Annotated in this window: 19 protein-coding genes, 1 tRNA gene and 4 pseudogenes; 15 read left to right on the forward strand and 9 right to left on the reverse strand. The window is 57.2% G+C overall.

What is annotated here, in order from left to right:
- The first annotated feature begins 2 nt into the window (after window positions 1-2).
- On the forward strand, window positions 3-1,889 hold the full coding sequence (locus tag LPW39_RS12900; protein WP_230775403.1) for an autotransporter assembly complex protein TamA: 1,887 nt from the start codon (window positions 3-5) through the stop codon (window positions 1,887-1,889).
- 3 nt (window positions 1,890-1,892) lie between these two features.
- Window positions 1,893-6,299 (forward strand): translocation/assembly module TamB domain-containing protein, encoded by a 4,407-nt coding sequence (locus LPW39_RS12905; RefSeq protein ID WP_230775410.1) that lies wholly within the window; start codon window positions 1,893-1,895, stop codon window positions 6,297-6,299.
- 117 nt (window positions 6,300-6,416) lie between these two features.
- On the opposite strand, the gene LPW39_RS12910 is transcribed toward LPW39_RS12905, so the two are convergent.
- Window positions 6,417-7,151 carry an MOSC domain-containing protein gene (locus LPW39_RS12910; RefSeq protein ID WP_230775412.1) on the reverse strand — a complete coding sequence of 245 codons (735 nt, stop codon included), beginning with the start codon at window positions 7,149-7,151 and terminating at the stop codon, window positions 6,417-6,419.
- Between the two features lie 170 nt (window positions 7,152-7,321).
- On the opposite strand from LPW39_RS12910, the gene LPW39_RS12915 reads away from it, so the two are divergent.
- Window positions 7,322-7,396: transfer RNA gene (locus LPW39_RS12915), tRNA-Arg, on the forward strand.
- A gap of 517 nt (window positions 7,397-7,913) precedes the next feature.
- Here the strand turns inward: LPW39_RS12915 and LPW39_RS12920 are convergent.
- The 3 genes and pseudogenes from LPW39_RS12920 to LPW39_RS12930 form a co-directional block, all read right to left on the reverse strand.
- Window positions 7,914-9,041, reverse strand: a complete 1,128-nt coding sequence (locus LPW39_RS12920) for a WD40 repeat domain-containing protein (RefSeq protein ID WP_230775414.1) — start codon at window positions 9,039-9,041, stop codon at window positions 7,914-7,916.
- Window positions 9,042-9,080: 39 nt separating this feature from the next.
- A pseudogene (locus LPW39_RS12925) lies at window positions 9,081-9,215 on the reverse strand (helix-turn-helix domain-containing protein); the annotation flags it as partial.
- Between the two features lie 702 nt (window positions 9,216-9,917).
- Window positions 9,918-10,088: pseudogene (locus LPW39_RS12930) on the reverse strand (IS3 family transposase); the annotation flags it as partial.
- Between the two features lie 306 nt (window positions 10,089-10,394).
- On the opposite strand from LPW39_RS12930, the gene LPW39_RS12935 reads away from it, so the two are divergent.
- From LPW39_RS12935 to LPW39_RS12945, 4 genes are all read left to right on the forward strand, one after another.
- Window positions 10,395-10,916 (forward strand): hypothetical protein, encoded by a 522-nt coding sequence (locus tag LPW39_RS12935; protein ID WP_230775416.1) that lies wholly within the window; start codon window positions 10,395-10,397, stop codon window positions 10,914-10,916.
- A gap of 118 nt (window positions 10,917-11,034) precedes the next feature.
- Window positions 11,035-11,163 (forward strand): hypothetical protein, encoded by a 129-nt coding sequence (locus LPW39_RS23455; RefSeq protein WP_269075820.1) that lies wholly within the window; start codon window positions 11,035-11,037, stop codon window positions 11,161-11,163.
- Window positions 11,164-11,390: 227 nt separating this feature from the next.
- Window positions 11,391-11,852: a hypothetical protein gene (locus tag LPW39_RS12940; RefSeq protein ID WP_230775418.1), complete on the forward strand. Its 462-nt coding sequence runs from the start codon at window positions 11,391-11,393 to the stop codon at window positions 11,850-11,852.
- A 337-nt stretch (window positions 11,853-12,189) separates the two neighbouring features.
- A complete protein-coding gene (locus tag LPW39_RS12945) occupies window positions 12,190-13,362 on the forward strand; it encodes a zinc-binding metallopeptidase family protein (RefSeq protein WP_230775420.1) in 1,173 nt (390 codons plus the stop codon).
- A gap of 626 nt (window positions 13,363-13,988) precedes the next feature.
- Here LPW39_RS12945 and LPW39_RS12950 read toward each other — a convergent pair.
- On the reverse strand, window positions 13,989-15,272 hold the full coding sequence (locus LPW39_RS12950; RefSeq protein WP_230775428.1) for a fibronectin type III domain-containing protein: 1,284 nt from the start codon (window positions 15,270-15,272) through the stop codon (window positions 13,989-13,991).
- A gap of 1,370 nt (window positions 15,273-16,642) precedes the next feature.
- On the opposite strand from LPW39_RS12950, the gene LPW39_RS12955 reads away from it, so the two are divergent.
- The gene (locus LPW39_RS12955) at window positions 16,643-17,191 is read left to right on the forward strand and encodes a hypothetical protein (RefSeq protein WP_230775430.1); all 549 of its coding nucleotides are present in this window, start codon (window positions 16,643-16,645) and stop codon (window positions 17,189-17,191) included.
- A gap of 36 nt (window positions 17,192-17,227) precedes the next feature.
- On the opposite strand, the gene LPW39_RS12960 is transcribed toward LPW39_RS12955, so the two are convergent.
- Together LPW39_RS12960 and LPW39_RS12965 are read right to left on the reverse strand one after the other, a co-directional pair.
- Window positions 17,228-17,563 (reverse strand): hypothetical protein, encoded by a 336-nt coding sequence (locus LPW39_RS12960; protein ID WP_230775432.1) that lies wholly within the window; start codon window positions 17,561-17,563, stop codon window positions 17,228-17,230.
- 75 nt (window positions 17,564-17,638) lie between these two features.
- The gene (locus LPW39_RS12965; RefSeq protein WP_230775434.1) at window positions 17,639-18,445 is read right to left on the reverse strand and encodes a sulfite exporter TauE/SafE family protein; all 807 of its coding nucleotides are present in this window, start codon (window positions 18,443-18,445) and stop codon (window positions 17,639-17,641) included.
- A 105-nt stretch (window positions 18,446-18,550) separates the two neighbouring features.
- On the opposite strand from LPW39_RS12965, the gene LPW39_RS12970 reads away from it, so the two are divergent.
- From LPW39_RS12970 to LPW39_RS12990, 5 genes are all read left to right on the forward strand, one after another.
- Window positions 18,551-19,339, forward strand: a complete 789-nt coding sequence (locus tag LPW39_RS12970) for an AraC family transcriptional regulator (RefSeq protein WP_230775436.1) — start codon at window positions 18,551-18,553, stop codon at window positions 19,337-19,339.
- A gap of 80 nt (window positions 19,340-19,419) precedes the next feature.
- A complete protein-coding gene (locus LPW39_RS12975) occupies window positions 19,420-19,755 on the forward strand; it encodes a DUF705 domain-containing protein (RefSeq protein ID WP_230775438.1) in 336 nt (111 codons plus the stop codon).
- 219 nt (window positions 19,756-19,974) lie between these two features.
- On the forward strand, window positions 19,975-20,283 hold the full coding sequence (locus tag LPW39_RS12980) for a DUF1153 domain-containing protein (protein ID WP_230775440.1): 309 nt from the start codon (window positions 19,975-19,977) through the stop codon (window positions 20,281-20,283).
- 34 nt (window positions 20,284-20,317) lie between these two features.
- Window positions 20,318-20,455 carry a hypothetical protein gene (locus LPW39_RS12985; RefSeq protein WP_230775442.1) on the forward strand — a complete coding sequence of 46 codons (138 nt, stop codon included), beginning with the start codon at window positions 20,318-20,320 and terminating at the stop codon, window positions 20,453-20,455.
- A gap of 105 nt (window positions 20,456-20,560) precedes the next feature.
- Window positions 20,561-21,100 carry an integrase core domain-containing protein gene (locus tag LPW39_RS12990; RefSeq protein ID WP_230775444.1) on the forward strand — a complete coding sequence of 180 codons (540 nt, stop codon included), beginning with the start codon at window positions 20,561-20,563 and terminating at the stop codon, window positions 21,098-21,100.
- A gap of 43 nt (window positions 21,101-21,143) precedes the next feature.
- Here the strand turns inward: LPW39_RS12990 and LPW39_RS12995 are convergent.
- Window positions 21,144-21,287: pseudogene (locus LPW39_RS12995) on the reverse strand (IS5/IS1182 family transposase); the annotation flags it as partial.
- Between the two features lie 149 nt (window positions 21,288-21,436).
- Here LPW39_RS12995 and LPW39_RS13000 point away from each other — a divergent pair.
- Together LPW39_RS13000 and LPW39_RS13005 are read left to right on the forward strand one after the other, a co-directional pair.
- Entirely contained in the window at window positions 21,437-21,793 is a 357-nt protein-coding gene (locus LPW39_RS13000) for a hypothetical protein (protein WP_230775446.1), read from the forward strand.
- Window positions 21,794-21,931: 138 nt separating this feature from the next.
- Window positions 21,932-22,891 (forward strand): annotated as a pseudogene (locus LPW39_RS13005) (IS481 family transposase).
- Between the two features lie 430 nt (window positions 22,892-23,321).
- On the opposite strand, the gene LPW39_RS13010 reads toward LPW39_RS13005, so the two are convergent.
- Window positions 23,322-24,557 carry a S1 family peptidase gene (locus LPW39_RS13010; protein WP_230775448.1) on the reverse strand — a complete coding sequence of 412 codons (1,236 nt, stop codon included), beginning with the start codon at window positions 24,555-24,557 and terminating at the stop codon, window positions 23,322-23,324.
- Between the last annotated feature and the right edge of the window lie 521 nt (window positions 24,558-25,078).

Here is a 25,078-nt window from a genome sequence, read left to right on the forward strand (position 1 = left end):
CCATGCGCCAACGTCTGACGACGCCGGTCCTGCCGGCGTTTTTTATTCTTACTGCTGCCCTGCTGGCAGGCTGCAGCAGCACCCCCAAGGGCGACGACGCGGAGGATTCCGCGACGCATGCCAACAGCGAACCCGCGTTTGATATCACCGTCAAGGCACCCAAGAAGGTGCAGGAGTACCTGGAGCAGTATGTGGACCTCAAGCGCTACCGCAACTTTCCCGGTCTGCAGATGAGCGAGATGACGCGTCTGCTGGGCAGTGCCGATGAAGATGTGCGTGAACTGTTGGGCACCTTGGGCTACTTCAGCCCCGAGATCAAGATCGATGCCTATGACACCGGTACCGCCCCTGCCGATATCGGCATATCGATGGAAAACAGCCAGGCACGCCCGCAGCTGGTGATCGAGGTGGAGCCCGGCCCGCAGACCAAGGTGACCGAGGTGGAGCTGGACTACAGTGGCGAAGTGACCCAGGAGAAGAACTTTGCTGCACGCCGCGCCCGCTTTCAGCGCAACTGGGATCTGCAGCCCGGCGAGGGCTTTACCCAGAAGGAATGGAGCAGCGCCAAGTCCGAGGGCCTGCGCAGCCTGCAGCGCAACCGTTACCCGACGGCCAAGATCAGCAACAGCCAGGCCAATATCGATGGCGATACCAACGAGGCCAAGCTCTCGGTGGGCTATGACAGCGGCCCGCTCTACAAGTTTGGCCCCTTGCGCATCGAAGGCACCGAACGCTACGACGCCGAGGGCATTGCCCGCATCGCCCGCCTGCCCAGCGGCCAGAACTACAGCGAAGCCGACATGCTGGATGCGCAGACCCGCTTGGCAGGGAGCGGCTATTACGACTCGGTCTTTCTGACCCTGGACACCGACACTGCCAACCCCAAGGAAGCGCCAGTGATCGCCCAGGTGCGCGAGGCCAAGCTGCAAAAGGTGGTGTTCGGTATCGGTATGTCCACCGACACCGGGCCGCGCCTGAGCCTGGACCACATCCACAACAAGATGCCCGGGCTGGGCTGGCGGGCAGTGAGCAAGTTCTCGTTCGAGCGCGACAAGAAGCTGCTGTCCACCGAATGGACCGATCTGCCCAAGGAAAGCGGCTGGGCCTATTTTGGCGCCGGCGAGGTCAAGCGCGAACTCAATGGCGACTTCACCGTCAACTCCATGCAGCTGCGCGGTGGTCACAAGAAAAGCTCTGACCATATCGACCGCAGCGCTTTTCTGCAGTACGACTTCTCGTCGGTGCAGGGCCAGGAGCGGATTCCGTCAAGTAGTGCCCTGAGCGTCAACTACGGCTGGACGGGCCGCTACTTCAACAACAATACCGACCCCACGCGCGGCTACGGCATTGCCGCCGAGCTGGGTGCCGGCTACACCATCACACCAGACCGCGAGCCCTTTGTGCGCAGCCTGCTGCGCTGGCAAGGCTTTGTGCCGGCCGGCAAGGTCACGGCGCCCAATGGCAGTTCGCGCAGCGCCCGCATCGCGCTGCGGGCCGAGGGCGGCGCCATCATGGCCAAGGATTCAGCCGTGATCCCCGCCACCCAGCTGTTCATCACCGGTGGCGACACCACGGTGCGTGGCTATGGCTACAAAAAGATCGGTACCCGCGTGGCCGATGACCAGGTCTACGGCGGCCGCTACATGTATGTGGGCAGTGTCGAGTACCAGCGCCCGCTGGTGCGCAATGGCGAGATCAGCGCCTGGGAATCGGCCGTGTTTGCCGATGTGGGCTCGGTGGCCGACAAGGCCGGTGATTTGACCCCCTTCTGGGGCATTGGCACGGGCCTGCGCTGGCGCAGCCCCGTGGGCGCGCTGCAGGCCGATGTGGCCTATGGCTTGAAAGACGAACGTTTCCGCTTGCACTTGCGTCTGGGATACAGCTTCTAAAACATGGCAGATACACACGCTATTGCACCCCCGGCCAGCGCCGCAGCGCCAGCGGCGTCGCCGCCCAGCCGCCCGTCTTCTGGGCCCACTTCTCCCAAAAAGCGCAGCGGGCTGCGCCGTGCCGCGCGCTACCTGCTGTGGCTGCTGATCGCCCTCATCGTGCTGCTGGCCGCCTTGCTGGGCGGCGCCTGGTGGTGGACCGGGCAGAACGATTCGCTCGCCCGCACGATCACCCTGGCCCAGCGCTTTTTGCCGGCCGACATGCAACTGCAAGCCCAGGATGTGCAAGGCAGCCTGCGCGGCGGCGGCAGCATTGGCCAGTTGCAGTGGAGCAACCCGTCGATCAGCGTCCAAGTCGACCAGGCCACCATCGGCTGGAGCCTGGACAAGATTCTGGACCGCGAGCTGCGCCTGGCGCCCATCCATATCGCCAAGCTCACCATCACGCCGTCGGGCATCGACAAACCCAAAGAGCCAACCAAGCCTTTGGAGCAATTACCGCTGCCGCTGCGCGTGCTGGAAGTGCCTTTCAGCGTGGACGAGATCGTCTGGGCCGCGCCGCAGCCCATCACCGTCACGCAATTGCAGGGCCACTACCTCTATGCGGCCGACAAGCACCAGCTGCAGATCGACCAGGTCCAAGCCTTCAATAGCAACCTGCAGCTGAAGGCCGATGTGGATGCGCTGGCCCCCATGCAGATCAACGCCGATCTAAAAGCCCAGCTCGACCAGCCCGCCACTGCCACCCTGCCCGCCATCCTGGCTGATGCCGGTGTGCAGGTTTCGGGCACCTTGTCGGGCCTGGATGCCGCCTTGCGCGTGCAGGCCCAGGTCAACCCCCAGCTGCCCGCTGCAGCCGCCCAACCAGCGGACACCAAACCCGCACCACCCGCCGGCAACAAAAAGACTGCGCCCAAGCCACCTTCCGCGCAAGAGAAAGCCGCCAAGGCCCAGGCTGCCCGCGCTGCCCAAGCACTGGCCGGTGCCGCGCCCATGCAGGCCAATGTGGATGCCACCGTCTACCCCTGGCGCCCCTGGCCGCTGGGCCCCGCACAGGCCCAGCTGCAAAGCGTCAACCTGGGCGCCTTCTTACCCAGCCTGCCGACCACCTTGCTCAACGGCCAGTTGGCGGTGAGCGAGGCTGCGCCGGAGCTGGTCAGCAGCACCCATGCCGCCCATCCCGCGCCAGCGCTGGTGGATGTGCCGGTGGACCCCACGGCCAACAAAGCCGACGCAACCACCGCCGCCGATGCCCAGGATGCCGCCCCCGCCACGCCCCCAGCGCTGCTGCCGGTGCCGCTGGATATCCAGGTCGATATCAGCAACGCCCTGCCCGGCCCCATCAACCACCAGCTCCTGCCCGTGAGTGCCGTGCAGACCCATGCGCTGTTTGACGGCCAGCGCGTGGATGTCCTCGACGGCAGCCAGGTGCAACTGGGCAGCGGCAGCCTGACGGCCCAAGGCCACTACCGCCTGGCCGACCACCATGCAGGCATCCAGGCAGCACTGCGCGCCATCAACCCGGCGCTGGTCGATACCCGCATCGACAGTGCACCGCTATCTGGCACCCTGTCTGCCCAGTCGCAGAACGAGGCCATTGTTTTTGACGCCAACATCACCTCCGACCGCCGCACGCCGGCCAAGGCCACGGCGGCCAGCACCAGCTTGCCGATCGACCGCGTGGTAGCCAAGGGTCAGTGGAAAGCGCCCGAACTGCAGCTGCAAAGTGCGCAGATTGATGCGCTGGGTGCCCACATCAACGCCAAGCAGCTCACGGCCAATATCGACCAGCGCAGCGGCGCGGGCGAGCTGTCCGTGCAGGCGCCCGGTGCCAACCTGGAGGCCAAGGCCCAGGCCACGCCTCAGCAAGGCCAGGGCAATGTCGCGCTGCGGCTGAGCAGCGCCGAGCAACTGCTGCAGTGGCTGCGCAAGGTGCCGGGCATGGCCCAGGCGCTGCCCGAGGGCATGCTGGCCCAGGGCAGCCTGGATGCCAAGCTGCGCTTTAGCGGCGGTTATGGCGATGCGCTGCGCCAGCTGCAGCAGGCCGGCCTGCTGGCCCGATTGCCAGAGGGCATTCCCTCTGGTGGCCAGCCCTTTGCACTCGATGCCAGCATCACCACCCCGCAGCTGAGCGTGCGCCCCAGCGCCGATGCCGCCGACTTGTGGCAGCTGCGCGATACCGAGCTGGCCCTGGTCGGCAACCTCAAAAAGGTGCAACTGGACCTGCGCACGCAAGCCCAGCATGGCGAGCAGCAAATGGCCGCCCAGGTCAGCCTGGCGGCCAACAGCACGGCCGCCCAGCGGTGGAGTGGCGCCTTGAGCAAACTGCAAGCCCGCGCCACGCTGCCGCCCAACAAGGAGCCCTGGCAGGTACAGCTGCAGCAGCCGCTGGACTTCCAACTGCAGCTGCCGGCAGGCAGCCAGCCCCTGCGCGTCAGCACCGGCGCCAGCCAGTTGCAGCTGACCGGCCCCCAGCCCGGCACGGTCACCTTGCAATGGAACCCCTTGCAGTTCAGCCAGGGGGCGGACAAGGCTGTGCAACTGCAAAGCACGGGCACCCTGCAAGGCCTGCCTGTGCGCTGGATACGCGCCTTTCAAAAGCCCGATCCGAGCCAGGCGCAAAAACACAGCCCGCTCGATTCGGACCTCGTCGTCCAGGGCCGCTGGGATGTCAACACGCAAAACGGCCTCAATGCCAAGCTCGAGATCGAGCGCGCCAGTGGCGATCTGCAGCTGCACACCCAGGGCAGTGCGCCGAAGAACGTGACCTTCCACTCCAGTGGCAAGGAAGGCGCCATCTCCAAGGCCTTCTCGGCAGAGGGCCAGACCGTCATCGCGCGCATCCGCACTGCCAAGGTGGAAGTGACCGTGCAAGACCGCCAGGTGCGCAGCCGCGTGCAGTGGGATTCGGTCAATGCCGGCCAGCTGACGGCCGATGTGCAAACCGCGCTGCAGTACGAAGGCAAGAACTACCTGGGCGCCACCGTGGCCCCCGATGCGCCACTGAGCGGCAGCGTGCAGGCGCAAATGCCCGACCTGGGCATCTGGGCCAGCTTTGCGCCCCCGGGCTGGCGCGTAGCGGGCAGCCTGGCAGCCAATGTGCAGTTGGCGGGCAATCTGCAAGACCCGCGTTGGAGCGGCACCATCACCGCCGACAAGATGCACGTCCAATCGCAGCTGGATGGCGTGGACCTGCGCAACGGCAGCCTGCGTGCGCAGCTCAACGGCAATACATTGGAGCTGCAAAGCCTGCACTTTGACGGCGGCGAAGGCAGCCGTGCCCGCATTGCTGGCTACAGCGGCAACCTGACGGCCGCGCCCACCAGCGGCGGTACCCTGGATGCCACCGGCACCATCAGCTGGACCATGCCGCAAAACGGCGCTGCACCCGATATCCGCATGGACATCCGCACCCAGGCCAAGGCCCTGCAGGTGCTGGTGCGTGCCGACCGCCAGGTCAGCGTCTCCGGCCAGGTGCGCAGCCAGCTGCAGCAAGGCCAGATGAGCATCACCGGGGACCTGACCGTGGACCGCGCCAGCATCATGCTGGCCGATGAATCCTCGCCCAAGCTTGGCAGTGATGTCGTGGTCAGCACCAAGGCCAGCCGCGCAGCCGCTGCCGAGAAGGCCAAGCAGGAAGCGGCCAAGGCCGCCCAGGCCAAGCTCGATGCCCCTGCAGGCCAGGTGACACCCGCCAAGCCGCTGATCCTGAACGTCAAGCTCGACATGGGCCACGACTTCGCGCTGCAAGGCTATGGCATCACCACCCGCCTGACTGGCACGCTCAATGTGCAAAGCAGCGGCGGCGCCGGCATCGGCATGCCGCGTATCACCGGCGTCATCAGCACCGAAGAAGGCCGCTACCGCGCCTGGGGCCAGGTGCTGAATGTGGAAACCGGCCTGATCCGTTTCAATGGCCCGTACAACAACCCCTCGCTCGATATTCTGGCGCTGCGTCCGAACATCGCTGTGCGGGCGGGTGTGCAGGTCAGCGGCTCGGCACAGGCGCCGCGCGTGCGCCTGTACTCCAACCCCGAAATGCCCGATGCGGAGAAGATCTCCTGGGTGGTGATGGGACGCGACCCAGCCGAAGGTGGCGCCAGCAGCGCACTGATGCAGCAGGCGGCGCTGGCCTTGCTCAGCGGCGGCTCGGGCGAGAGCATCACCGGCAATATTGCCAAGGGCCTGGGCCTGGACGAAATCGGCTTTGGCGGTACCGACCGCGACTCCGCCAGCCTGTCCCTGGGCAAACGCATCTCGCAGGACCTGTATGTGACCTACGAAGCCGGCCTGGCCGGCACCCTGGGCGCCCTCTACATCTTCTATGACTTCACCCGCAATCTGCAGCTGCGCGGCTCCGCTGGTACTACCAGCGCGCTGGATCTGATCTACACCCTGCGGTATGACTGATTGAGCCCCTGACCGCTTGCAACACACAAAGACAAGCCCCGCCGTTGCGCAACGGCGGGGCTTGTTTGTCAGTGGGTCTGCCGACGTTGAGGCCGCCGTTTCTCAGGCAAGTAGGCGTCAATCCTGGGCCATGCCAAAGAATCCAGCACCGGACCAGGGCGCCTCGCCTGCACCACTGCGCGGGCTCCGCACCCTGGCGGCAACAGGCGCTGGCAACTGTGCCAGGACCTTGGGAAAAGCTCTGCAATAGGCCGTTTGCACGCCGGCCATCTCCGCCAGCTGCCGGTAGCTGATCCAGGCGCCCTCGGGCACCGCGCAGGCCACCTGCTGGACCCTCTGCTGCCACTGGTCGCTGAGCGCAGGCGCTATCGCGCGGCATACCGCTATCTCTGCGCCACGGCGGATGGTTCCGCCTCGCAGCACGCGGGCAAGCATGCCTCGGTCTCGGCCGATCTTGGCAGCGATCCCCGGCGCCCTGCGCTCCAGCAGCCGGCAGGGTTCACAGACAAACGTGATCCAAAGCACCACGTCACTGCCAATCCGCAGCAGATCTCCAGAGGCAAGTCCCCGGGTCGAGAAGTCCACCCGCAGATTCTCTCGGAGCATGCCTTCAGGAAAATCCCAGCGCCGGTAGGCACCGTTGTCTGCGACCAGCAGCTGCCGGGGAGACAAAATGGACGCATGGCGATCCTCTGCCAGACCATAGCCGCCGATGGCCTGGGCCTCTGCCACCGATCGCGGCTCAGGCGCCTTGCCGGCTCTGACGTACAGCGTTTGCACGGAACCGATGGGTTGCCAGCGGTCGCTCAATGCCGCCAATGTGGGGAGTAGGGTGGAAGGGAAAGGAAACATGCTGTGAAATTTTGCACTTTCGCAGGAGTTTGCCCGGAGTCGCGACTTCTTACAGCCCGGGCAGCAAGCGGCGCGGCAGGGCGCCCCGCTCGCCGATCAGTGCAGCGGATGCAGTCCCCCGCCAGATTGGCTGGGAGGCCCGGCAAGTCCTCTACAATAGGCCACTGCCCCTCTCCGTAGTTCAATGGATAGAACGAGTGCCTCCTAAGCGCTAGATACAGGTTCGATTCCTGTCGGGGGGACCATGATTCTGCAATGGAATCAATAGCATAAGCGCTATAAAAACACAAACGGGACAAGATCGGGACAAAACCAGATTAATTAGACCTATTTTGGCAGGTCGTTAGCTGGTTTTTTTCATAGGTGCGTACTGCATTCCGCTCCTCTTTTGCCTGTGGCGCCGACCAGTGTCCTCTTGTAGGTCTTCATTGATCTTGCAAATTTTCTCACTACATGCAAATTGAGAACCGACGCTCACACTCACTACGCGCGCGGGTTGACCGGTCGACCCCTGCGGGTGTCGGTTCTCCGCGAGTTTTGAATTTTTATCACTGAAGTTTGAACTCGGAGCGACTTGAGCTCAGCCAGAGGAAGTGCTGGGGCGGCTTCCAGCCGGTAGCCGGCCTGTGAGGCTGCTGTTGCGTCTGGTCCATTCGAAGGTGGGATTGCGGCTAACGGCTATGGATTCAGCTGGTCAATGCAACACAATAACCGGGGACGGTATTTGTGCAAAATCGCCAAACGGTGCGTCCATGAAGACTCTTATTCGACCCGGTAGATCCCGACACAACCCAGATCAGTTCGAACGGCCAGCAAGCCGTCGTGCGTCCACGCAAGAGCGGCGGACTTGACAACTTGATCGATCCGCAACTCAGAGTGCTTGCGCATAGTCGACCATTCGTACACATGTGCTCGGTCATGGATGAAGAAAGCCAGACGGTCACGCGCGTTATCGACCGCAAACTCGCTATCACCCAGATCATTCAAATCCGGCCATCCTGTAGCTGGTTCGCCCGTGGCCAGATCGTAGGCCTTCAGGCCCCAGCGTCCGTATAGCTCCTTGACAATCAACTGCCGATTGTCGGGTGTGAACACGAGCTTGCTGACCATCTCGAAGCCACCGCTAATAGTGAAGCGGATCGTACCGCTGGCAACATCATGGACTAAAATTCTCCCCGCCTGAGCGCAATGTGCCAGCATCGATCCGTCTGCAGATAGTGCGCCGGTGAGCTGTGGACTGTGGCCTGAGTAGAGCACCGGTTCGACCTTCAAGCGAAATTGATCCTTCTCGGTTGCCAGATCGCGCACGACGAGTTCTGGCTCTTCATGCCACGCCGCTAACGTACCCTGGCTATCCAGAAAGCTCACAGGCATCCCATTCCGCCGCGTTAGTTCAACGACGCCGTTGGTAGCCGGGTCCCATGCCCGAATCTGATGGTCAGCGAGAAACAGCACTTTGTTCAGCGTCGGAACAGGTATCAGCTTCCACGCAAGGGTATTCGCGCCAACGAACGTCAGTCGTTCCGCGCTTCCATCCCGTGCGATTCGCCACAGCGCGTCTCCTTGGCCGGCATCTTCGAATTGATTGACCAGGAGGCCGCCGTCGAACTCTGCAATCGCCAGCGCGCCCGTGTATACGCGACCGAGATGTCGCAGCATGCAGGGTGAGCCGGCCATTGCATGGGGATCGGCAAGCACCATGCCCTTGCGAAGCCGCACACCTTCTTCCTTTTCAAGAATGCGACGCATGGCCGGCTCGTCCGCTTGTGGCTTGACAACCTCCTTCGTCTTACCCAAGCCACCTGAGGCGAGGATGACATTCAACCCATCGATCCGTGTCCCCCACGTTTTCCCCGTCTCTGGATCATGAAATGTGCGAATGCGGTTCATTTTAGTAGGCGTCCTCTCGGAAAACGACAATAAAGCACGCTAAGCGTGCGCAGAGGCTGGCACCCGGCGGTACAGCGTTGGAACCGATAAACCGAGTTTCTTGCCTACGTCCCGAGTCGACAGGCCCTTGGCCAGCAGCTTCTTTGCTGACTCAATCTTACGGTAGGCCATCTTAGTGCATGCAAATTTAGAACCGACGTTCACACTGTCTACACCAGCGAGCTGGCCAGTCTACCTTTACGGGCAGCTGGCCGGCTTAGCTGCGGGCCAGCAACAGAAGCCCGAAAGCCGTGACCCACGCTTGCCGTGTATCCATGCGCTTGCTCCGAAAGAAAAGCCAGCACTTGGCTGGCCATGGTATTCGTACCCCATCAGACAACCCTCATTGGCTGGGGTTGCTGTTCGCTTCTTCAAGCACTGGGAAGCTCTCAGTAGGAGATGCCGCACCCGCTCGGGTGCGGGCCGCGCTTGCTGCAGCAGAAAACCCAGCACATTTGTAAAAATTCAACAAACGAAGCTTACAACCTTTGTAAGGTTCAACAAATAAGATGCGGACTCAACTAATGGAGGAGAGAAATGGCTATTTATATTGACGTTCGCCGGGTTCACAAAAGCAAAGCAGGCGCAGCTTTTTCTGCGAAGCACAAACCTGGCTCTACGGTCCCTTACTCGGGAATTTATCGATGCGCGAATTGCGAAAGTGAAATAGCAGCCAACGCTAACGACCCCTTCCCGCCCCAAAATCACGCTCAGCACCCAAAGCACGAAGGAAGTATTGAATGGATTCTCTTAGTCGCTTCGGAATACGACTAAAGCAAAACTAAAGTAAAAAAGCTCGAAAATTGAATTGACCCCAAGAAGTTGGACAATTGGAAGCTAGGGACTGAAAGCCTGAATCGGGTACTGCACCGGACTCAGGCCCTTTAGTTTTAGCTTGATGCGTTGGTGATTGTAGTAATGGATGTAGTCGTGAAGACCTTCTTGAAGCTGCGCCACACTGCAGAACTTGTTGAGGTGGAAGAATTCGGATTACAAGGTTCCGAAGAAGCCCATTGACTCTTTCTTCGAAGTCCAGCTTCGCCATGCACGCGGTACACCTCGACCTACCGGCGAAGCAAAAAAGGATCTATGTCATGTTCACGCGCAACTGTCTTGAACCCTCTATTGCCCTCAAGATAGTTCAGGACCGCAGCCCGCTTGGAATCTTCGTCACATCTTCCCATCAACCCTACCGAAAGCTAGATCGGTGTCCAACTTCTGGGGGTCAGTTCAGTGCCGTAGTGGTGCAGGGGAGGCATAGCTTTGCGGCTGAGGTATCAAGCATAATGGAAACTTACTAAAAAGAGGGATTCAATGATTCAGTTGAACTTCGAACTTCAAACGGAGGTTGACGAAGACGGATTCGTAGCACTGGTTTGTTCTGATGCGTATAGCGGATTCATTGGTGAAGACTGGACACTGGATCAATTGATTCCGTGTTTCCTAAAAAATTTGAACACTGGCGCTCTCTTTGTTGCTCACCTCGGCCCAGAGCTAGCCAACGAGCCTCTGCGCATTTCGTCGACACGTTCTCCGATAACCGCCCTGAGAGAATCCGCCTCTCTCATCCAAGTTGGTCACGCTGGGATTCATGTCACGGACTACACCCAGTTAACTATGTCAGCGCAGTTCGCCGACGAGCCACCAATAACAAGCAGCCATCTGACGCTGTCCATCCCATCTGGCATTTATCAAGTTACCTTGAGGCAATTCGCCCTGAGCTACGAAGATGGCGTAGACCCAGTTGCGGAACTAATTTTTGAGCCGCTTGCGACTGGTGAAGTTGAACAGGGATTCGAAGCTATCCCTTGGTGGACACCAGGCCAAGAGCATTGAGCTGCGATAGACTGGATTTCTTATCGGCTATTTGCCCATACAGGCCTAGTTATTGTCCTCGCCGCTCCAATCGGCTTTCTGCTTAGCGCAGGCCCTAGAAACGAATCAACGACCGAACATGGCATGGAAGAACAAAAACATCTGGCAGGTGATCTTGAGCTGGCCAATCTACATCAAGGCTACTTTTGTGGCCCTGCTGCTGCTATGGGTGGGGCTGTTCTGTGCGCTTAGGATGGGGTGGTTATGAGGTCCACCCAACACTCTCCCAGTGCGTCGGCTAAGGGGCTGGGAAACGTTTACGGGGATCGCTCCAGCAGCCACCGCCAGTTAGCTTTTATGTAGTAACTGCTAACCCGTGAACAATAAATGCCTCTCCGTGCCCTAATGGCGCCGGGGAGGCTAGCAAAATCACACGTCACAATACTTTGCCTTATTTACATTTCGTTGCGTGTTAATTTACCGAGTAGCAATCCTATGCTTAAAAGACTGAGTCTTGTCACACTTTTGATCCTGTGCAGCTATGGATACACCTCAGCCTCCAGCGAAGAGAAAAATCCCAGCCTGCAGTTCGCAAATGCCATGATGATTTGCAATTCTCATGCGCTGTTTCAACACATGTACGCACAAGGCGGCGATCTACCAGGTGTTCCCAAAGCAGCAAACTACAAAGACCTAGCCTATCAAGCAGCTGGAAAGATATACGTGAATGAACGCTTGGAGTCGAGAGGGATACGTGACCTTGCCATTCAGCAATTTGAAGCGGAGGTAAACAAGAAATCCTTCAACTCTCTTAACGAGAGCGAACAAGAGGATCACATAAATGCGACCTGGGCCACAATTATTAGACGCTGCAACGAGGTTGCAACAGCAGGCAAAGGCATAGATAAAATCAAGAAACAGCCTGCCCCCTCTTGGCAAAGCCCGAACACTCGTTGAAAACACATCTTCAATATCAACGCGGCGTCATCAAACAATGTCATGGATCGGTGCGTAAATTTTACTCGGCACTCATGAAAAAATTGAGCCTCCGTAATTTTTAATTGCCGGAGGCTCTTTCTATTCTTGGCTGCACGGATTGGTGGTGCAAACCGCGGTTGAATTTTCCCATCTTCAACTTCGGCCCAGAAAATTAAGATTTCGACGTGTGGGCACAGGCTTGAGAGCAGAGATGCGATAGGTGATCAGCGTTAACGGCACATGTAGTCGCAACTTACGCCTACGCAAGGTTGAAGAGTCATCAAAGACATTGGTGATCCACCACCTTGACACTTCCATGACCACTAACCCAGCCTCTGGCGTCAGCCTAACACCCAGCCGCTCCTATCGATGCATCTGCGGCAAGCCTGTGTTCCTTCGCAATTCTCAGTGTCTAAGCTGTGGTCGCTCACTGGGATACGACCCCATATCGAGGGCGGTGGTAGCGCTCGAGCCCGGCCTTACCTCAAGTGATTGGTCCATCGCAGACGATACGAGCGGCAGGATTGTGCATCGATGTGCCAATTTATTGTCCTCTTCGTCGTGCAACTGGCTTATCCCAGGCGGAACAGCCGAGCAGCGTCAGGTGCCGCGCAATCTGACACCTTCGTTATGCCTGTCCTGCAGTACGACGGGCACCATCCCCGACCTCTCCAAAGATGTGAATCGCAAACTGTATGGACGACTGGAACTGGCAAAGCGCCGACTGCTCTCCCAACTCCTCGCTCTGGCCTTACCCATCGAAACTCGGAAGGTAAGACCGAACGGACTGGTGTTCGATATGCTTGAGCAGCTTCCCGATGGACCTAAGGTCTTGACCGGCCATGACGAAGGCCGCATCACCCTGAATATTGCTGAAGCGGATGACGCCAAGCGGGAAAAAATACGAGCCGAAATGCACGAGTCGTATCGAACATTACTCGGTCATTTTCGCCATGAGGTGGGCCACTACTACTGGGATCGCTTGGTGCTCGACACATCGTGGCATTCACCCTATCGCGAGTTGTTCGGTGATGAATCCATCGACTACAGCGAATCCCTGAAGCGCCATTACAAGAATGGACCACCACCCGACTGGCCACTTCACTTCATCTCGAGCTATGCGACCACCCATCCGTGGGAAGACTGGGCGGAAACCTGGGCCCATTACCTCCACATGGCCGATGCGGTAGATACAGCAGTTAGCTTCGGCATTGATGCCAACAACGTGGAAATCGAGAGCGAGCCTTACACCCTCGAAGATCTGTGGGATCCGGACCGCGAAGATGCGCAATTTTTCCTGTCTTTCCTAAATACGTGGGTCGTCCTGACCAATGCGCTGAATGAATTGACTCGCAGCATGGGCCAGCCCGATTTCTACCCTTTCGTACTGCCTCGAAAGGCAGTGGCGAAGCTGCAGTTCATACATGAAGTTATCCGGTCGGCTAGCCGACCGGTAGATGAAAAGAATGGCATCAGTTTCCAAGGCTAAAGGGTGGCAGCCCCCAACGTGGGGCGCCTAAAGCCAACTTCACTGACTCACGCTAACTCTTTCGTAAACCTTCCCCGTTTGCCCGGTGGTTCATTTCCCGCCATTTTATGGTTGGCCACGCCAGCAGTCGGAGTTATTCAGCTACTACACCAGAAGAGGATCACATGACTGAACCACACCCTCACATAGAGAGCCTAAACCTTCAGGACGAATGCATGGACAAGCTGCACATCCCTTGTAACGCGAACTCTCCGGGACCGCATTTGGCTGTGTCAATGAGTGATATAGAGAGGAGCATCTCAGAGCGGGAGATGCTTTCACTGCATGAAATCGGCGGCCATCTGTACCGGCAATGAATGACGCGAAATATGAATGAAAGCTCCGCGTCCTAAACCGCCTGGAAACATAATCTGAACACCCTTTGCAAGCTTGTTCGCCGTCGTCCCCGTTCAGCCAGCGATCGATGTTCAGTTGAATGCCCCGCGCAGTGACTTCGGCCTGTCGTTGTCAAGGATCGCCGCCGAGGTTCGCAACCACCTCGAGGATCTTGCTGCATGCATTTCATCTGCCATCACGCGGCACATTCTCAAAAATGAACAAAAAGCCCTCCGAAGAGGGCTACCGGATCAGACCGATTTGCGTCGGCGCATCACAGCCATTGAGCCCGCAACCACTCCGGACAGTAGCATCAGACCCAGGCCGCCCAGCGCGGGTACGGGTGTAGCGGGGATTTGGACCACGGGTGCTGCAGTGATCACGATCGTGAAGGTCTGCTCAGCGACATGGACGGCTTTTTCCGCCAGCGTAGGTTGCACCGCGCTATCCATAGCCATGACCGAGAAGCTGTATGTGCCAGGTGTCGTTGGCGTTCCAGATACCACGCCGCTAGCCGTGTCGAGGCTCAGGCCAGGCGGCAATTCGCCTGTCACGGAGAAGGTATATGGGGGCAGGCCGCCCGTTACCTGCAGCGCTTGGGAATAAGCGACTGCAACGACGCCGCCAGCAAGCGTAATGCTAGCGCCACCACCATTGAAGGTAAGGTCGGCGCTAGGCACAGCTTCAGCACTTTCAGGCGAGGGAGCGCTGTCGCCATTGGCGTTAGTGGCCACCACCGTAAACTTGTAGGAGGTGCCGTTGGTAAGACCAGTGACGGTGCAGCTGGTTTCAGGCGTGGTCGCAGGGGGAACAACCTCGCTGACACAAGATCCGCCAGGAACGCCCGTCACGGTGTACTTGGTGATCACCGAACCATTCTCGCTCGGAGCTGTCCAGTTGACGGTCAGCGCTTGGTCCCCCACATTTGAAACACCCACAGAGGAAACAGGGTCTGGCTTGGCGGCCGTGGGAGCCGCGTTGGCGGTGTAGAAGATACGCTCAAAAGTTGCCCTGCCATTCAGCGTAGTAGCCCCGCATCTGTAACCCGATTCCAAAGAGCCACCGCCGGTATGAATGCACATGCGGGTTTCACTGCCTGCACCCGAAGAATTTTGCGTGTCGCAACTGCTTTTGGTGACGACCTGCCCCGCTGCCGCAAAGCCCCAAGACCAATTCGGATTGAAATACCATGAAACTCCATTGGCTTGGTGAGTGGTAGTCATGTCAACTTCGCCGGTGTCCGTCATCACGTCAACTTTGGGAGCTTGCGCCACCAGTTGCAGGTTGGTATCCCCGGTGGGACGACAGGCCATCATGAGCTGCGTGCCACCACAAGCGGTGGATATTTCTTCGATGGATTTCCCATTTTTGTCGAATGTCTCTTTGTAACATTCCGTCCATCCGCCGTCCGTTACCGTTTGCACGGCAATGTTTTGCTGCACACCCACCGGATTGTAGGTGGCAGGGGCAGCATTCACTGTAGCCATGCACAACCCTGAAAAAACGACAAATGCTGCACGTTGATAGAAATACATAAGCGCGCCTTAGCGACAAATTTAAATAAACTACAATTGTAATATTTTGTACATTTGTTAACAACTGTTTTTTGTCGCATTTTTTGTAAATTTTTTGATCGGCTTGACCCTCGTATTTCAAAGGACCGCTTTGCATGGGGTGGGATCGGCATTACCGCCCCGTCATCAGCCTCAGGCCGTCGAATGGTCCACTTGGCCTGTTGGCTGCAGGCCTGGTCGTTGTCAGCCAGGTTCAGAACTGCCGCCAGCTTGAGCACTATGGGCAGCGATGGTCACCGATGTGGAACAGCGCGAGCAATGCCTGGCGCTGGGTGGCGGTCACCCTCGCAGTATCCCGGGCAGCCTGGCAGGCTGCCGGACGGTCCGCTTCCAACCAAGCCCCCTCCCCGCAGCGCCACGACTTCCCAGAGCTTCATGCAGCCGTCCTCAGCGGTCAGGCCTTGAGACACTGGAAAGCCTTTGCGATGCGGGTCGGCGTGCAGGTCTGGCTTAGCCGGCTCCATCAGCGCTTGTGCGCCAATCGATGCCTCCGCATGGCTCTGCACCCGGGGAGGGTTGCACGGCGTTCTGGCGTTGGCGCCATGCCCCCTTCTGCTCTTCAGCCCAAGGCTTCGCATGGGACCCAGCGCTGCTCACCGGCCCAGAAGCGGGCACCGTTGCCCGATTTGGGTTGTCACCGTCCTGCAGCGTTGCACCTGGTCTCGGGGGTAGAACTTTGAGGGGTTACCCTTGAGCGAGGCAAATGGTTGAAGGGCACCATGACGAAGATAGCGCACCAAGAGGGGCTGACCGGCCGCGCAATGGCAGTGCTGGAGCGCCAGCGCGGAGTCTCGCAGCTCGTAGGGCGCCTGCGCTCCTGGACCCGCATGGCGCGGCTACCGCAAGCTTTGGCATGCCGCTGGATGCATGGAGGGCGCCTGCTGCGAAGCGCTCTGGTATCCGTTGCAGGGCGGCTTAATAAGCACAGCAGATCAAGATATCTACCGCCTCAGCGCAAACGGTCCATTCGCTCTTTAGTTCACCCGTACAAAGCGATAGCCTTCGCCCTGCATGCACAGCTTGAGCAGATGACGTCGTTTGTCGCCACTGTTGCCGCGCTTTTCAATATCGAACTTGCATTTGGACAGATCAGATTCCGCCTAGTGCTGCGAGACACCTTGCTGGCGCCACGCATACTGAGGCTTGGATGCACAACCTGAAACCACCGCCGCGAGCGCTACCCACTTCAAAACCTTGCTCACTCCTCGCCCCCTGGTAGATAGAAAGCAACGATGCTAGCGACGAACTGTCGCGGTCTTGTTGATGATTGGTGGAGAGCATGCCCCGAGCGCAGTTCGCCGATACTACAAGCCATCTGAGAAAGGCAGGCCATGGGAACCGTATTCACCTATGTTGCAGATGCTGCCCTGCGCAGCGTCGCGAATGAGGTCTGCCAGCAATGCGAGCGCGCCGGTGTACCCGTCTATGGCTATACCGGAACCATTGTGCAGCCCCACCTAGCGGCGGATGAAGAACTGGCGCAACAGGAACCCGAGGTGTATTACCTGTGCGCCGACTGCATCCAGGGCGGCAATGTAGTTCGGTCTAACCGACGCGATGTGGAACAAACTGTTCAAAGCCTGGCCAAAGACCCCGCCCGCGCTTGGCACGCGTTCAACCAGTTACCCGGCATTCCGCATTTTCTGCAGGGCTGCTTTGACTGGCCGTTTTGCTGCGACACCTGGTGTGAATTCACAGGGTCACCCATTGATTTTCAGCAGCTGCTGGCCACGCAGCAATCGCAGCAGTATTGGGAAAAGGGCCTGGGGAAAAGGCCCAGGACATTCGACACCCAAGGCCCGCCCGAATCGCTTCAAGAAGTATCTCTGTTTGCCTGTTCCTGCTGTGCTGCGCGCTACTACACCGACCAGTTCAGTTGACGCGGTATGGCGGTATGCGCTGCTGGCAGCAGCACTTCATCGCTGACGGCAGTTCGGCCCATACCAGGCGTTGTTGAAAGTGTCCAGGTTGTTGTCCATACCGGCTGCAGAGCAAATGGGAAAGCGCGTATCGCCATTGCGCTCGATGCTCAGCGCCTTCATGCGTGCATCGCTCGGATGGTCCTGGGCATCACGCTTTTCGCGCGCGACATCGATGGTCATCATGCACTTGGCGAATGCGTCGGTTCCGGGCTGGTAACCATAGCCCGCGCAACGCCCCTGGTCCACCTCGGCCCGGCTTTGCGATGGGGCGGATCCGCATCCAGCCAGGACAAGCGTAGCTACCAACACTGCTGAAAGTTTTTTGAACACTTGCGGACCTCCTGAGGATGGAAAACACCCACATGCGCGGGCGCCGGCATGGGCGCGAACGGCCCAGCCATACCGTCAGCCAAGCACCATCGCCAAAAGCACGGCGCACAGCAGAGCTATATAGACCTTGGCATGGATGCCGTCCGGGATCTTACCAATCCATCGCGATGTTGTGCGGATTCCGATCCAGGAGCCCAGCACCAACGCGGTACAAGCGCGCAGATCGATAAAGCCCAGATGCCAGGCCCCCAAGGATGCGGTGTTCCAGGCCATCAGCGCATAGGTGGCGGTGCCCACGATGGCCATCGGCAGCGACAGCGGGTTGGCTGCGGCCGTGGCCGCCGTCATGCTGGCGCCGCGCCGGCGCATCAGCGGCACCGTCATCACACTGCCGCCCACGCCCAGAAAAGCAGCAATCGCACCGATTGACAGGCCGGCCGCAGCGGCAGCGGGTTTGGCCATGGGGCGCATCTCGCTGCGATGGCTGTGGGTGAAGCCCGAGCGCAACAGGCTGTCCAGAATCGTCAAGACCAGATAGAAGATAAAGGCCCAGCGGATCCAGCTGCCGCTCAGCATCAGCGCCGCGATCGCACCGGGTATTGCGCCCACGGCGACATAGCACAGCAGAGGCCGCACCTGGCGCCAGGGCAAGGTGCCGGCCTGGTGGTGCCGCCAGCTCGCCATGCCCGAACCAAAAATCATCACACAGGTAGAGGTGGCGACCGCGATATGCATCGCAGCGCGCCCCATCTTGCTATCGGCACCGTAGACCCCGATCAGCACCGAGTACAGCAGCGGCACGACCACAAAGCCGCCCCCAAAACCAAACAGCACGGTGGTCACACCGGCCAGAACGCCAAAACACAGCAGCAGCAAATACATGAGAAGCAGACATCCAAGGTGGTAAAGCACCACGATAGAAAAAAATGCGGCGGCTGACATTCAACAAACAGCCAAGCACCCTCGCATTTAGGCCAAGATCCAGGAATGCACAACATCGCCCTCAATACGGTGGACGCCGTGCCCCGCCCTCTGCTGGCCATCAGCACCGATTACCGCCCCGGCACCTTGCTGGACACCCACACCCACCGCCGTGCGCAGGTGCTGTACGGAATGAGCGGTTTGATGGAGGTGGAGACGGATGATGGCGCCTGGGTGATACCGCCGTTCAGCGGCGTCTGGATTCCGGCAGGCAAACGGCACAAGGTACGCATGCAAGGGGTCAGCACACGCAGCCTGTATATCGAACCGGCTGCCGCGCCGCGCGAGGGCGAACACTGCGAGGCCCTGGTGGTCAGCCCACTGCTGCACCAGTTGCTGCTGGCATCGATTGCGCTGCCCGCGCTCTATGACGAACATGGCCGCGACGGCGCGCTGGCACAGCTACTGCTGCATGAGGTGCGCCTGGCCCAGACCATGCCCTTGTTTGCGCCCATCCCGCAGGATGCGGTGCTGGCTGCATTGTGCAAGGCGTTCTTGAAGGCACCACAGATACAAGCCGCGCCAGAGGACTGGGCCGAACAGCTGCACAAAAGCCTGCGCAGCTTCAATCGCTTCTTTCGGCAGCAAACAGGCATGAGCTTTGGCGCCTGGCGCCAGCAGGCCTGTTTGCTCGCGGCCCTCCCCAGGCTGTCGGGTGGGCAGTCGGTCACGCAGGTGGCGCTGGACCTTGGTTATGACAGCCCCAGCGCCTTTTCGACCATGTTCTGCAAGCGCTTGGGCAGGGTTCCCAGTGGCTTTATCAGGGATGCGTCGCCAAGCGCAAACCTTGGGTAGAACACATCTAATCTGGCCGATGCCCTGCGGACGCAAGCAGCGGTAAAAAGGCCTATCTGGCGGCCCGTCCTTGGTCTACGATGCTGGCTCCATCCACGCTTGGGTGCCTTAAAAATATGCAGAAAAAAATAGTATTTATCGATGTTGACGACACCTTGGTGCGTACCGTCGGATCCAAGAGAATTCCGATGCCGTCGGTGCTTGAACAGGTGCGGCGTCTTCACCTGGAAGGCGCGGTCTTGTACCTCTGGAGCTCCGGTGGTGCCGACTATTGCCGGCACACCGCCAATGAGCTTGGGATTGCCCAGTTCTTTTCCGGATTTTTGCCAAAACCGACAACTTATCTGGACGACCAGCCGGTGCAGGACTGGCGCGATTGCCGGCACTTCTATCCCATGCAGGCGTCCGAGGCCTGAGCCTTTTGCCACTGCGATGCCGTCACCACCAGTGCCCTCGCGCTTGGTAGCCGATGCGCCCAACGTCAGCAAGGTATTCTTCTCAGCTGCAGTAGAGCTTGGCGGGCAAAGCACTTTGGCCATCACCGTGAATCAAGGGCCCTGGGTTTTTGAGAATGCATGTATTGACCCAGTAAAAACCTGCACAGGTCCTAAACTTGGAAAAAAGGGATCTGAAAGATGAAGACAGAAGACGAAATCAAACGGTGGACGGCCAGGCGCAAGAGTGCGCTGGTATTAGAGATCATCCAGGCAAAAACCACTGTGGCCGAGGCCAGTCGGGCATACGACCTGTCACCGTCTGAAGTTGAAGGCTGGGTGGATGAAGGCAAGCGCGGTATGGAGAACGCCTTGCGGGCCAAGCCAGAGGATGTGCGTGAGCAGTATGAGCGCCAGTTGCAGCTGCTGCAGCAGGCCTACGGTGAAGCGATGCTGGAGCTGCGTGCGCGAAAAACGCTGCAAGCTTTGCTGGACGAGGAAGGGAAATGATCCTTCGCGCGCAGCAAGGCTTGCGCAATGATGGGTGGCGGCCAGCCTGAGCCAGCTGTGCCGCTGGTTCGAAGTACCGCGTCGCACCGTTTACTACCAAGCGGTCAAAGCCAAGCCCAAGGTCGATGCGCAGTTTGCCCGGCCAATCAAGGTGATGATCGAGGAGAACTAGTCGTTCGGATACCGGACAGTGGCGCATCTGCTGGGTTTCAACAACAACACCGTGCAGCGCATCTTCCAGATCCATGGCTAGCAGGTACGCAAGAGGGCCATTGGCATGCGGCCCCGTGTGCAGGCTTTACCTTCTGTGGCCAAGGCGTCCAATGAGCGTTTGTCGACGGACCTGTGCCGTATCGGGGCTGGGCGAGACGGCTGGGCATCTCTAGCCCTGGTTATCGACTGCCATACGCAGGAGTTGCTGGGCTGGCACTTATCTCGCACAGGCCGGGCCACTACGGCTGCCAGTGCGCTGGGGCAGGCCCTTATCGCCCGATTCGGAACGCTTGGGGCTGTGCCCCAGCCGTTGCTGCTGCGCTCAGGCAATGGACTGGTGTTCACCAGTCGCCATTACACGGCGCTGGTCAGAAGTTACGGGCTGCGCCAGGAATTCATCACCCCACATTGCCCACAGCAAAATGGCATGGTTGAACGCGTGATCCGAACACGCAAGGAGCAATGCGTGCATCGACACCGCTTCGAGAGCCTGCAGAACGCCAGCCGGGTGATTGGTGACTGGATTGGCTTTTACAACCACCAGCGCCCGCACCAGGCGCTGAAGATGAAAACTCCCGCTGAGGCGTATGCATTAGTGGCCTGACCTGTGCAGGAACTGCTGGGTCGATACATATGTGGCGACACACACGCTTATCGCTAGGAACGGCCAGCCATTGCATATCCCTATTCAGGGAGCTGATCAGCTCCCCTCGCGCTTTCAAAGCTGCGTTGTAACTCTTTCAGTTTGTGATGAACTCCTTGCGCCGTCCCCAGTTCGTCTCAATCACCATCTGAGCCTACTAACGCTGCGGCCCGGATTTGTGAACAAAGCCGAATGCCGCTGCCCCGGCAATTGCTAAGCCCATCAGCATCAGTTAAGATGCATGAACGATTTTCAGCAAAATATTCTAATATACAAGTTAATTTTTGAAAGATCATTGTGTATAAATTTTCAAATACCACATATATTATCGGTGTGATTTTTACAGTACTCATTTCTACCATTTTGATCAATCACAGCTACAATGATACTAAATTATTTCATCAATTCAACTCAATAGATAAAAATCAATGCTCCCTAGATAAAATCAATAGTAAAAAAAATGAAATCGCCTATAAATACCTAAAGTCTTCCGATATCATTTATAGCGTAGGAATTGACGAAAAAAAATGTCTTATCCTAGTTAGAGGAAAAGCTGAAAATTTTCAAAAAATTAAAAATACTTTAGTTTATGATAAATTTGATATGTCAAATGTTCTAATTGAAAATCAAAACGATCGCCTGACTCTATTTTAAAAAAATATCAGCATTATTCATCAATCCTCGGTATCGCATCCCTGACGATTGCATAGATAAAAACCGCTATCCTTTGTTCATAGCTCGCGAAGTGCTGCGTGAGCTTGTACAGTCAGTGCAGTCCACCGGGAGCCGGTCATGCAAATAGCCTTGCACAAGAATGCCCGCACCGCCCCAGCAGTGCGTGCTCTGATCGCCGCCAGCGATGAGACCGCCAGCGTGCTTGCCCAGCTTTTTGGCATTACCGAGCAGACTGTCTACAAATGGAATAAGCGTGAAAGCGTGCAAGACCGCTCTCATACCGCTCATCGGCTGTAGACGCAGCTCACACCTGCGCAAGAAATGCTGGTGGTACCCCTTCGCCGAGCCCTGCTACTGCCGCTTGATGACTTGCTAGCCGTCACCCGCGAGTTCATCTGCACCACGGTGTCGCGCTCGGGCCTGAACCGGTGCCTGCGCAGGCACGGCGTGGGCAATCTCAACGCTTTGAAGCCCGCTGAGCCCAAAGAGGTGCACAAGGCTTTTAAGAGCTATTTGCACATGGATGTGAAGTACTTGTCTCAGATGCAGGACGAGACCAAGCGCCGCTATCTGTTCGTGGCCATCGGCAGGGCCACGCGCTGGGTGTTCGTGCAGATCAAGCCTGCCAAGACGGCAGCGAGCGCCAAGGCATTTTTGAGAGCCCTGCATAAAGCCTGTCCAATCAAGATAACCAGGCTGCTCACCGACAACGGCAAAGAGTTCACTGATCGCTTATTCGCCAGTCGGCAAAAGGAGCCCAGTGGCAACCATGAGCTGGACTTGCTTTGCGAGCAACTGGGCATCGAGCATCGCCTGACCCTGCCCCGGGCATCCAGAACCAACAGCATGGTTGAACGCTTCAACGGCCGCATCTCTGATGTCCTCAACACCCACCGCTCTAACAGTGCCGAGGATTTGGAGCAAACACTGATGCGCTACGTGGCCTTGTACAACCACCAATTACTGCAATCACCGCTGCAAAGCAAAACGCCCATTCGGGCTATGAAGCAGTGGCACCAAACGCGTCCTGAACTGTTCAATAAGCGGCCCTATGATCGTACGGGATGCGACACCTAGGGATGCTCTGCAAAACCATCGCACAGCGGGATAGGCGCGGATCGGGATAGGCGCGGATCGGGATAGGCGCGGATCGGGATAGGCGCGGATCGGGATGAGCCGCAAGGCGTCTTCCTTGCCAATAGCCGTAGCTATTGGCAAGGAAGACAACGCAGCGGATCGCCCAAGCCCGCGCTCAGACCATGGCAGAGAGTATTGCAGAGGATCCCTAGGAGTAGTCACAGAACATGCGATCATTTTCACATCCCCGAGCAACACTAACATAAACTTCACAACAATAGTTGCTTAACAGGTAGGTAACGCAGTTATTTTCGGCGATTTCTCTATAGAAATTTCAAAAGAAAATAATAGGGCCAGCAAAAACCTCAACCAGACAATCAGTTAGAAATTAATCTACCACCCTATTTTTTTAATTTAATTTATATAAATTTCAATTAAGCTTTATCTTAACATTGCTAAAATGTGCAAAATAAGGTATAAGCGGTTGATAGATAGAAATTGTTGTGCCGCCACCTACAACTGCGCCGCAGGTATTATTTGAAGCTCCTAGAATCCCGGTATAAACGCCTAACGCATTGAAATTACTATTCACTACGGGGCCGCCAGAATCGCCACCGCCCCCACAGAATGTAGCCTCAGCCAAATTATACAAACGTCCTTTAATAGCGACACTTGTATTAGTTGATTTCTGAACTCCACACCTCCACCCAGTTGTCCCACCAAACCTGCATACGGTCTGCCCCATAACTGGAGACGCCACATCGTTTACCCATCTTGCCGTATTATTCTGATACATCATCACAGGCGGAAGATTATGAGCATGGTTAACGTTCCCAAAGAGAACAGCATCCATCGCAAATGGCATCCCACTTGCCAAATACTCCCCAATATACCCTCCCTTTCTCGATCCCGTCGGACTCCCACCCATATTAAAGTGCACATCTTTCCAAGCTCGATTCTGTTCATAACAATGAGCCGCCGTTACATTTCCTTGATAAATTCCATCAATAAGCACATTGAATCCTGCACTGCAGAGGTACATCGCACTGGTTCCAGCTGTGGTCGAGCCAATTTTAGTGCCTCCATAAAGATCCCACATAAATCTCGCAGGAGCAGACTGTTCTTCAAGATCAAAGAGATCTGAAGAAAATTCATATTTACTCAAAATCTCATTCACAATGGAGAAGTTTTCCTTCATCGTGCGGACGATCAACCTATTTTCCTCATCATTAATGGCAATACTAAGGATTAGTGGATTATTCTCGCTAGAATAAGGTTTAAATATATTTAATATTTCACTACGTTTTCCTTCTAAATCTTTATAGCTATATTTCACATTAACTATCTCTAGAGCAGGCACTAACTCAGTTAGTTTGCTTTCATCAGTGTTTCCCGAAATTGCTATAACATGCTTTGCGCGATTTTCCGAATCATATCGGATCCAAGTTCCAGCATAACCTAACTCAGGGTTAGCTTTTATTTTTTCTAAGTTTGTTGAAATTTTTGAGACTAATTCAATGTTTTCTTTTGTGTTGAATTTCTCCAAGTTTGCTGCTTCTAGTGCCTCTTCTTTCGAAGCGTAAAAATCTACAGTTGTGGATTGCTCATTAGCATATAAATTTACACTACAAATTGCAGCTGAAGCTAGAATAATAAATTTTTTCAAAATTCTCTCCTGATAGAAATCAAATAAGCCGACTTATGTATTTCACGGTCGGCGTAAATTTGCCTGCATCATCACGCGACCTGAGCCTGATGATCAATGAATACTATCAGAAATACCTTTCCAATTTCTTACAACTATGATTAGACATTGAAGCAATCAACGCTGTGCACACAATCTAAGCGCAGAAACAAAAATACCTCCTAGGCGCCGCATATAGCACCAAAGAGGCATTTCAGTTTTTGGGCTACTCGCCCCTGCAGGCCTGATTGGCCGCATCTCCGTTCGAGCTGCGCAGGATGTTGACTTGGTAGCAGAGCATGAAATGTGTGCTGGTCTAGTCTCCCCGGACACATCGATAGGTGGACTTCACTTGGACGAGAAACATGAGCAAGAGACAGTGCGCTACCGAGGCATCGCCAAGAGCGACAACAAGCTCCAAATGAAGTTTGCGCTGCCTGGGCTTCCCCCGGTTTTCCGGACACATCGAATGACATGATGCGTTTAGGAGGCGAATATGCCAA

The sequence above is a fragment of the Comamonas koreensis genome (genome assembly GCF_021026195.1).
GTDB classification, from domain to species: domain Bacteria; phylum Pseudomonadota; class Gammaproteobacteria; order Burkholderiales; family Burkholderiaceae_C; genus Comamonas; species Comamonas koreensis.

Excerpts from the sequence above, each read along its gene's own strand:
- LPW39_RS12945 (WP_230775420.1), top strand. The coding sequence starts at position 12,190 with ATGACCACTAACCCAGCCTCTGGCGTCAGCCTAACACCCAGCCGCTCC.
- LPW39_RS12935 (WP_230775416.1), top strand. The coding sequence starts at position 10,395 with ATGATTCAGTTGAACTTCGAACTTCAAACGGAGGTTGACGAAGACGGA.
- LPW39_RS12910 (WP_230775412.1), bottom strand. The coding sequence starts at position 7,151 with ATGTTTCCTTTCCCTTCCACCCTACTCCCCACATTGGCGGCATTGAGC.
- LPW39_RS12990 (WP_230775444.1), top strand. The coding sequence starts at position 20,561 with ATGCGGCCCCGTGTGCAGGCTTTACCTTCTGTGGCCAAGGCGTCCAAT.
- LPW39_RS12920 (WP_230775414.1), bottom strand. The coding sequence starts at position 9,041 with ATGAACCGCATTCGCACATTTCATGATCCAGAGACGGGGAAAACGTGG.
- LPW39_RS23455 (WP_269075820.1), top strand. The coding sequence starts at position 11,035 with ATGGCATGGAAGAACAAAAACATCTGGCAGGTGATCTTGAGCTGGCCA.
- LPW39_RS12905 (WP_230775410.1), top strand. The coding sequence starts at position 1,893 with ATGGCAGATACACACGCTATTGCACCCCCGGCCAGCGCCGCAGCGCCA.
- LPW39_RS12970 (WP_230775436.1), top strand. The coding sequence starts at position 18,551 with ATGCACAACATCGCCCTCAATACGGTGGACGCCGTGCCCCGCCCTCTG.
- LPW39_RS12900 (WP_230775403.1), top strand. The coding sequence starts at position 3 with ATGCGCCAACGTCTGACGACGCCGGTCCTGCCGGCGTTTTTTATTCTT.
- LPW39_RS12980 (WP_230775440.1), top strand. The coding sequence starts at position 19,975 with ATGAAGACAGAAGACGAAATCAAACGGTGGACGGCCAGGCGCAAGAGT.
- LPW39_RS12965 (WP_230775434.1), bottom strand. The coding sequence starts at position 18,445 with ATGTATTTGCTGCTGCTGTGTTTTGGCGTTCTGGCCGGTGTGACCACC.
- LPW39_RS12975 (WP_230775438.1), top strand. The coding sequence starts at position 19,420 with ATGCTGGCTCCATCCACGCTTGGGTGCCTTAAAAATATGCAGAAAAAA.
- LPW39_RS12940 (WP_230775418.1), top strand. The coding sequence starts at position 11,391 with ATGCTTAAAAGACTGAGTCTTGTCACACTTTTGATCCTGTGCAGCTAT.
- LPW39_RS12955 (WP_230775430.1), top strand. The coding sequence starts at position 16,643 with ATGGGAACCGTATTCACCTATGTTGCAGATGCTGCCCTGCGCAGCGTC.
- LPW39_RS12950 (WP_230775428.1), bottom strand. The coding sequence starts at position 15,272 with ATGTATTTCTATCAACGTGCAGCATTTGTCGTTTTTTCAGGGTTGTGC.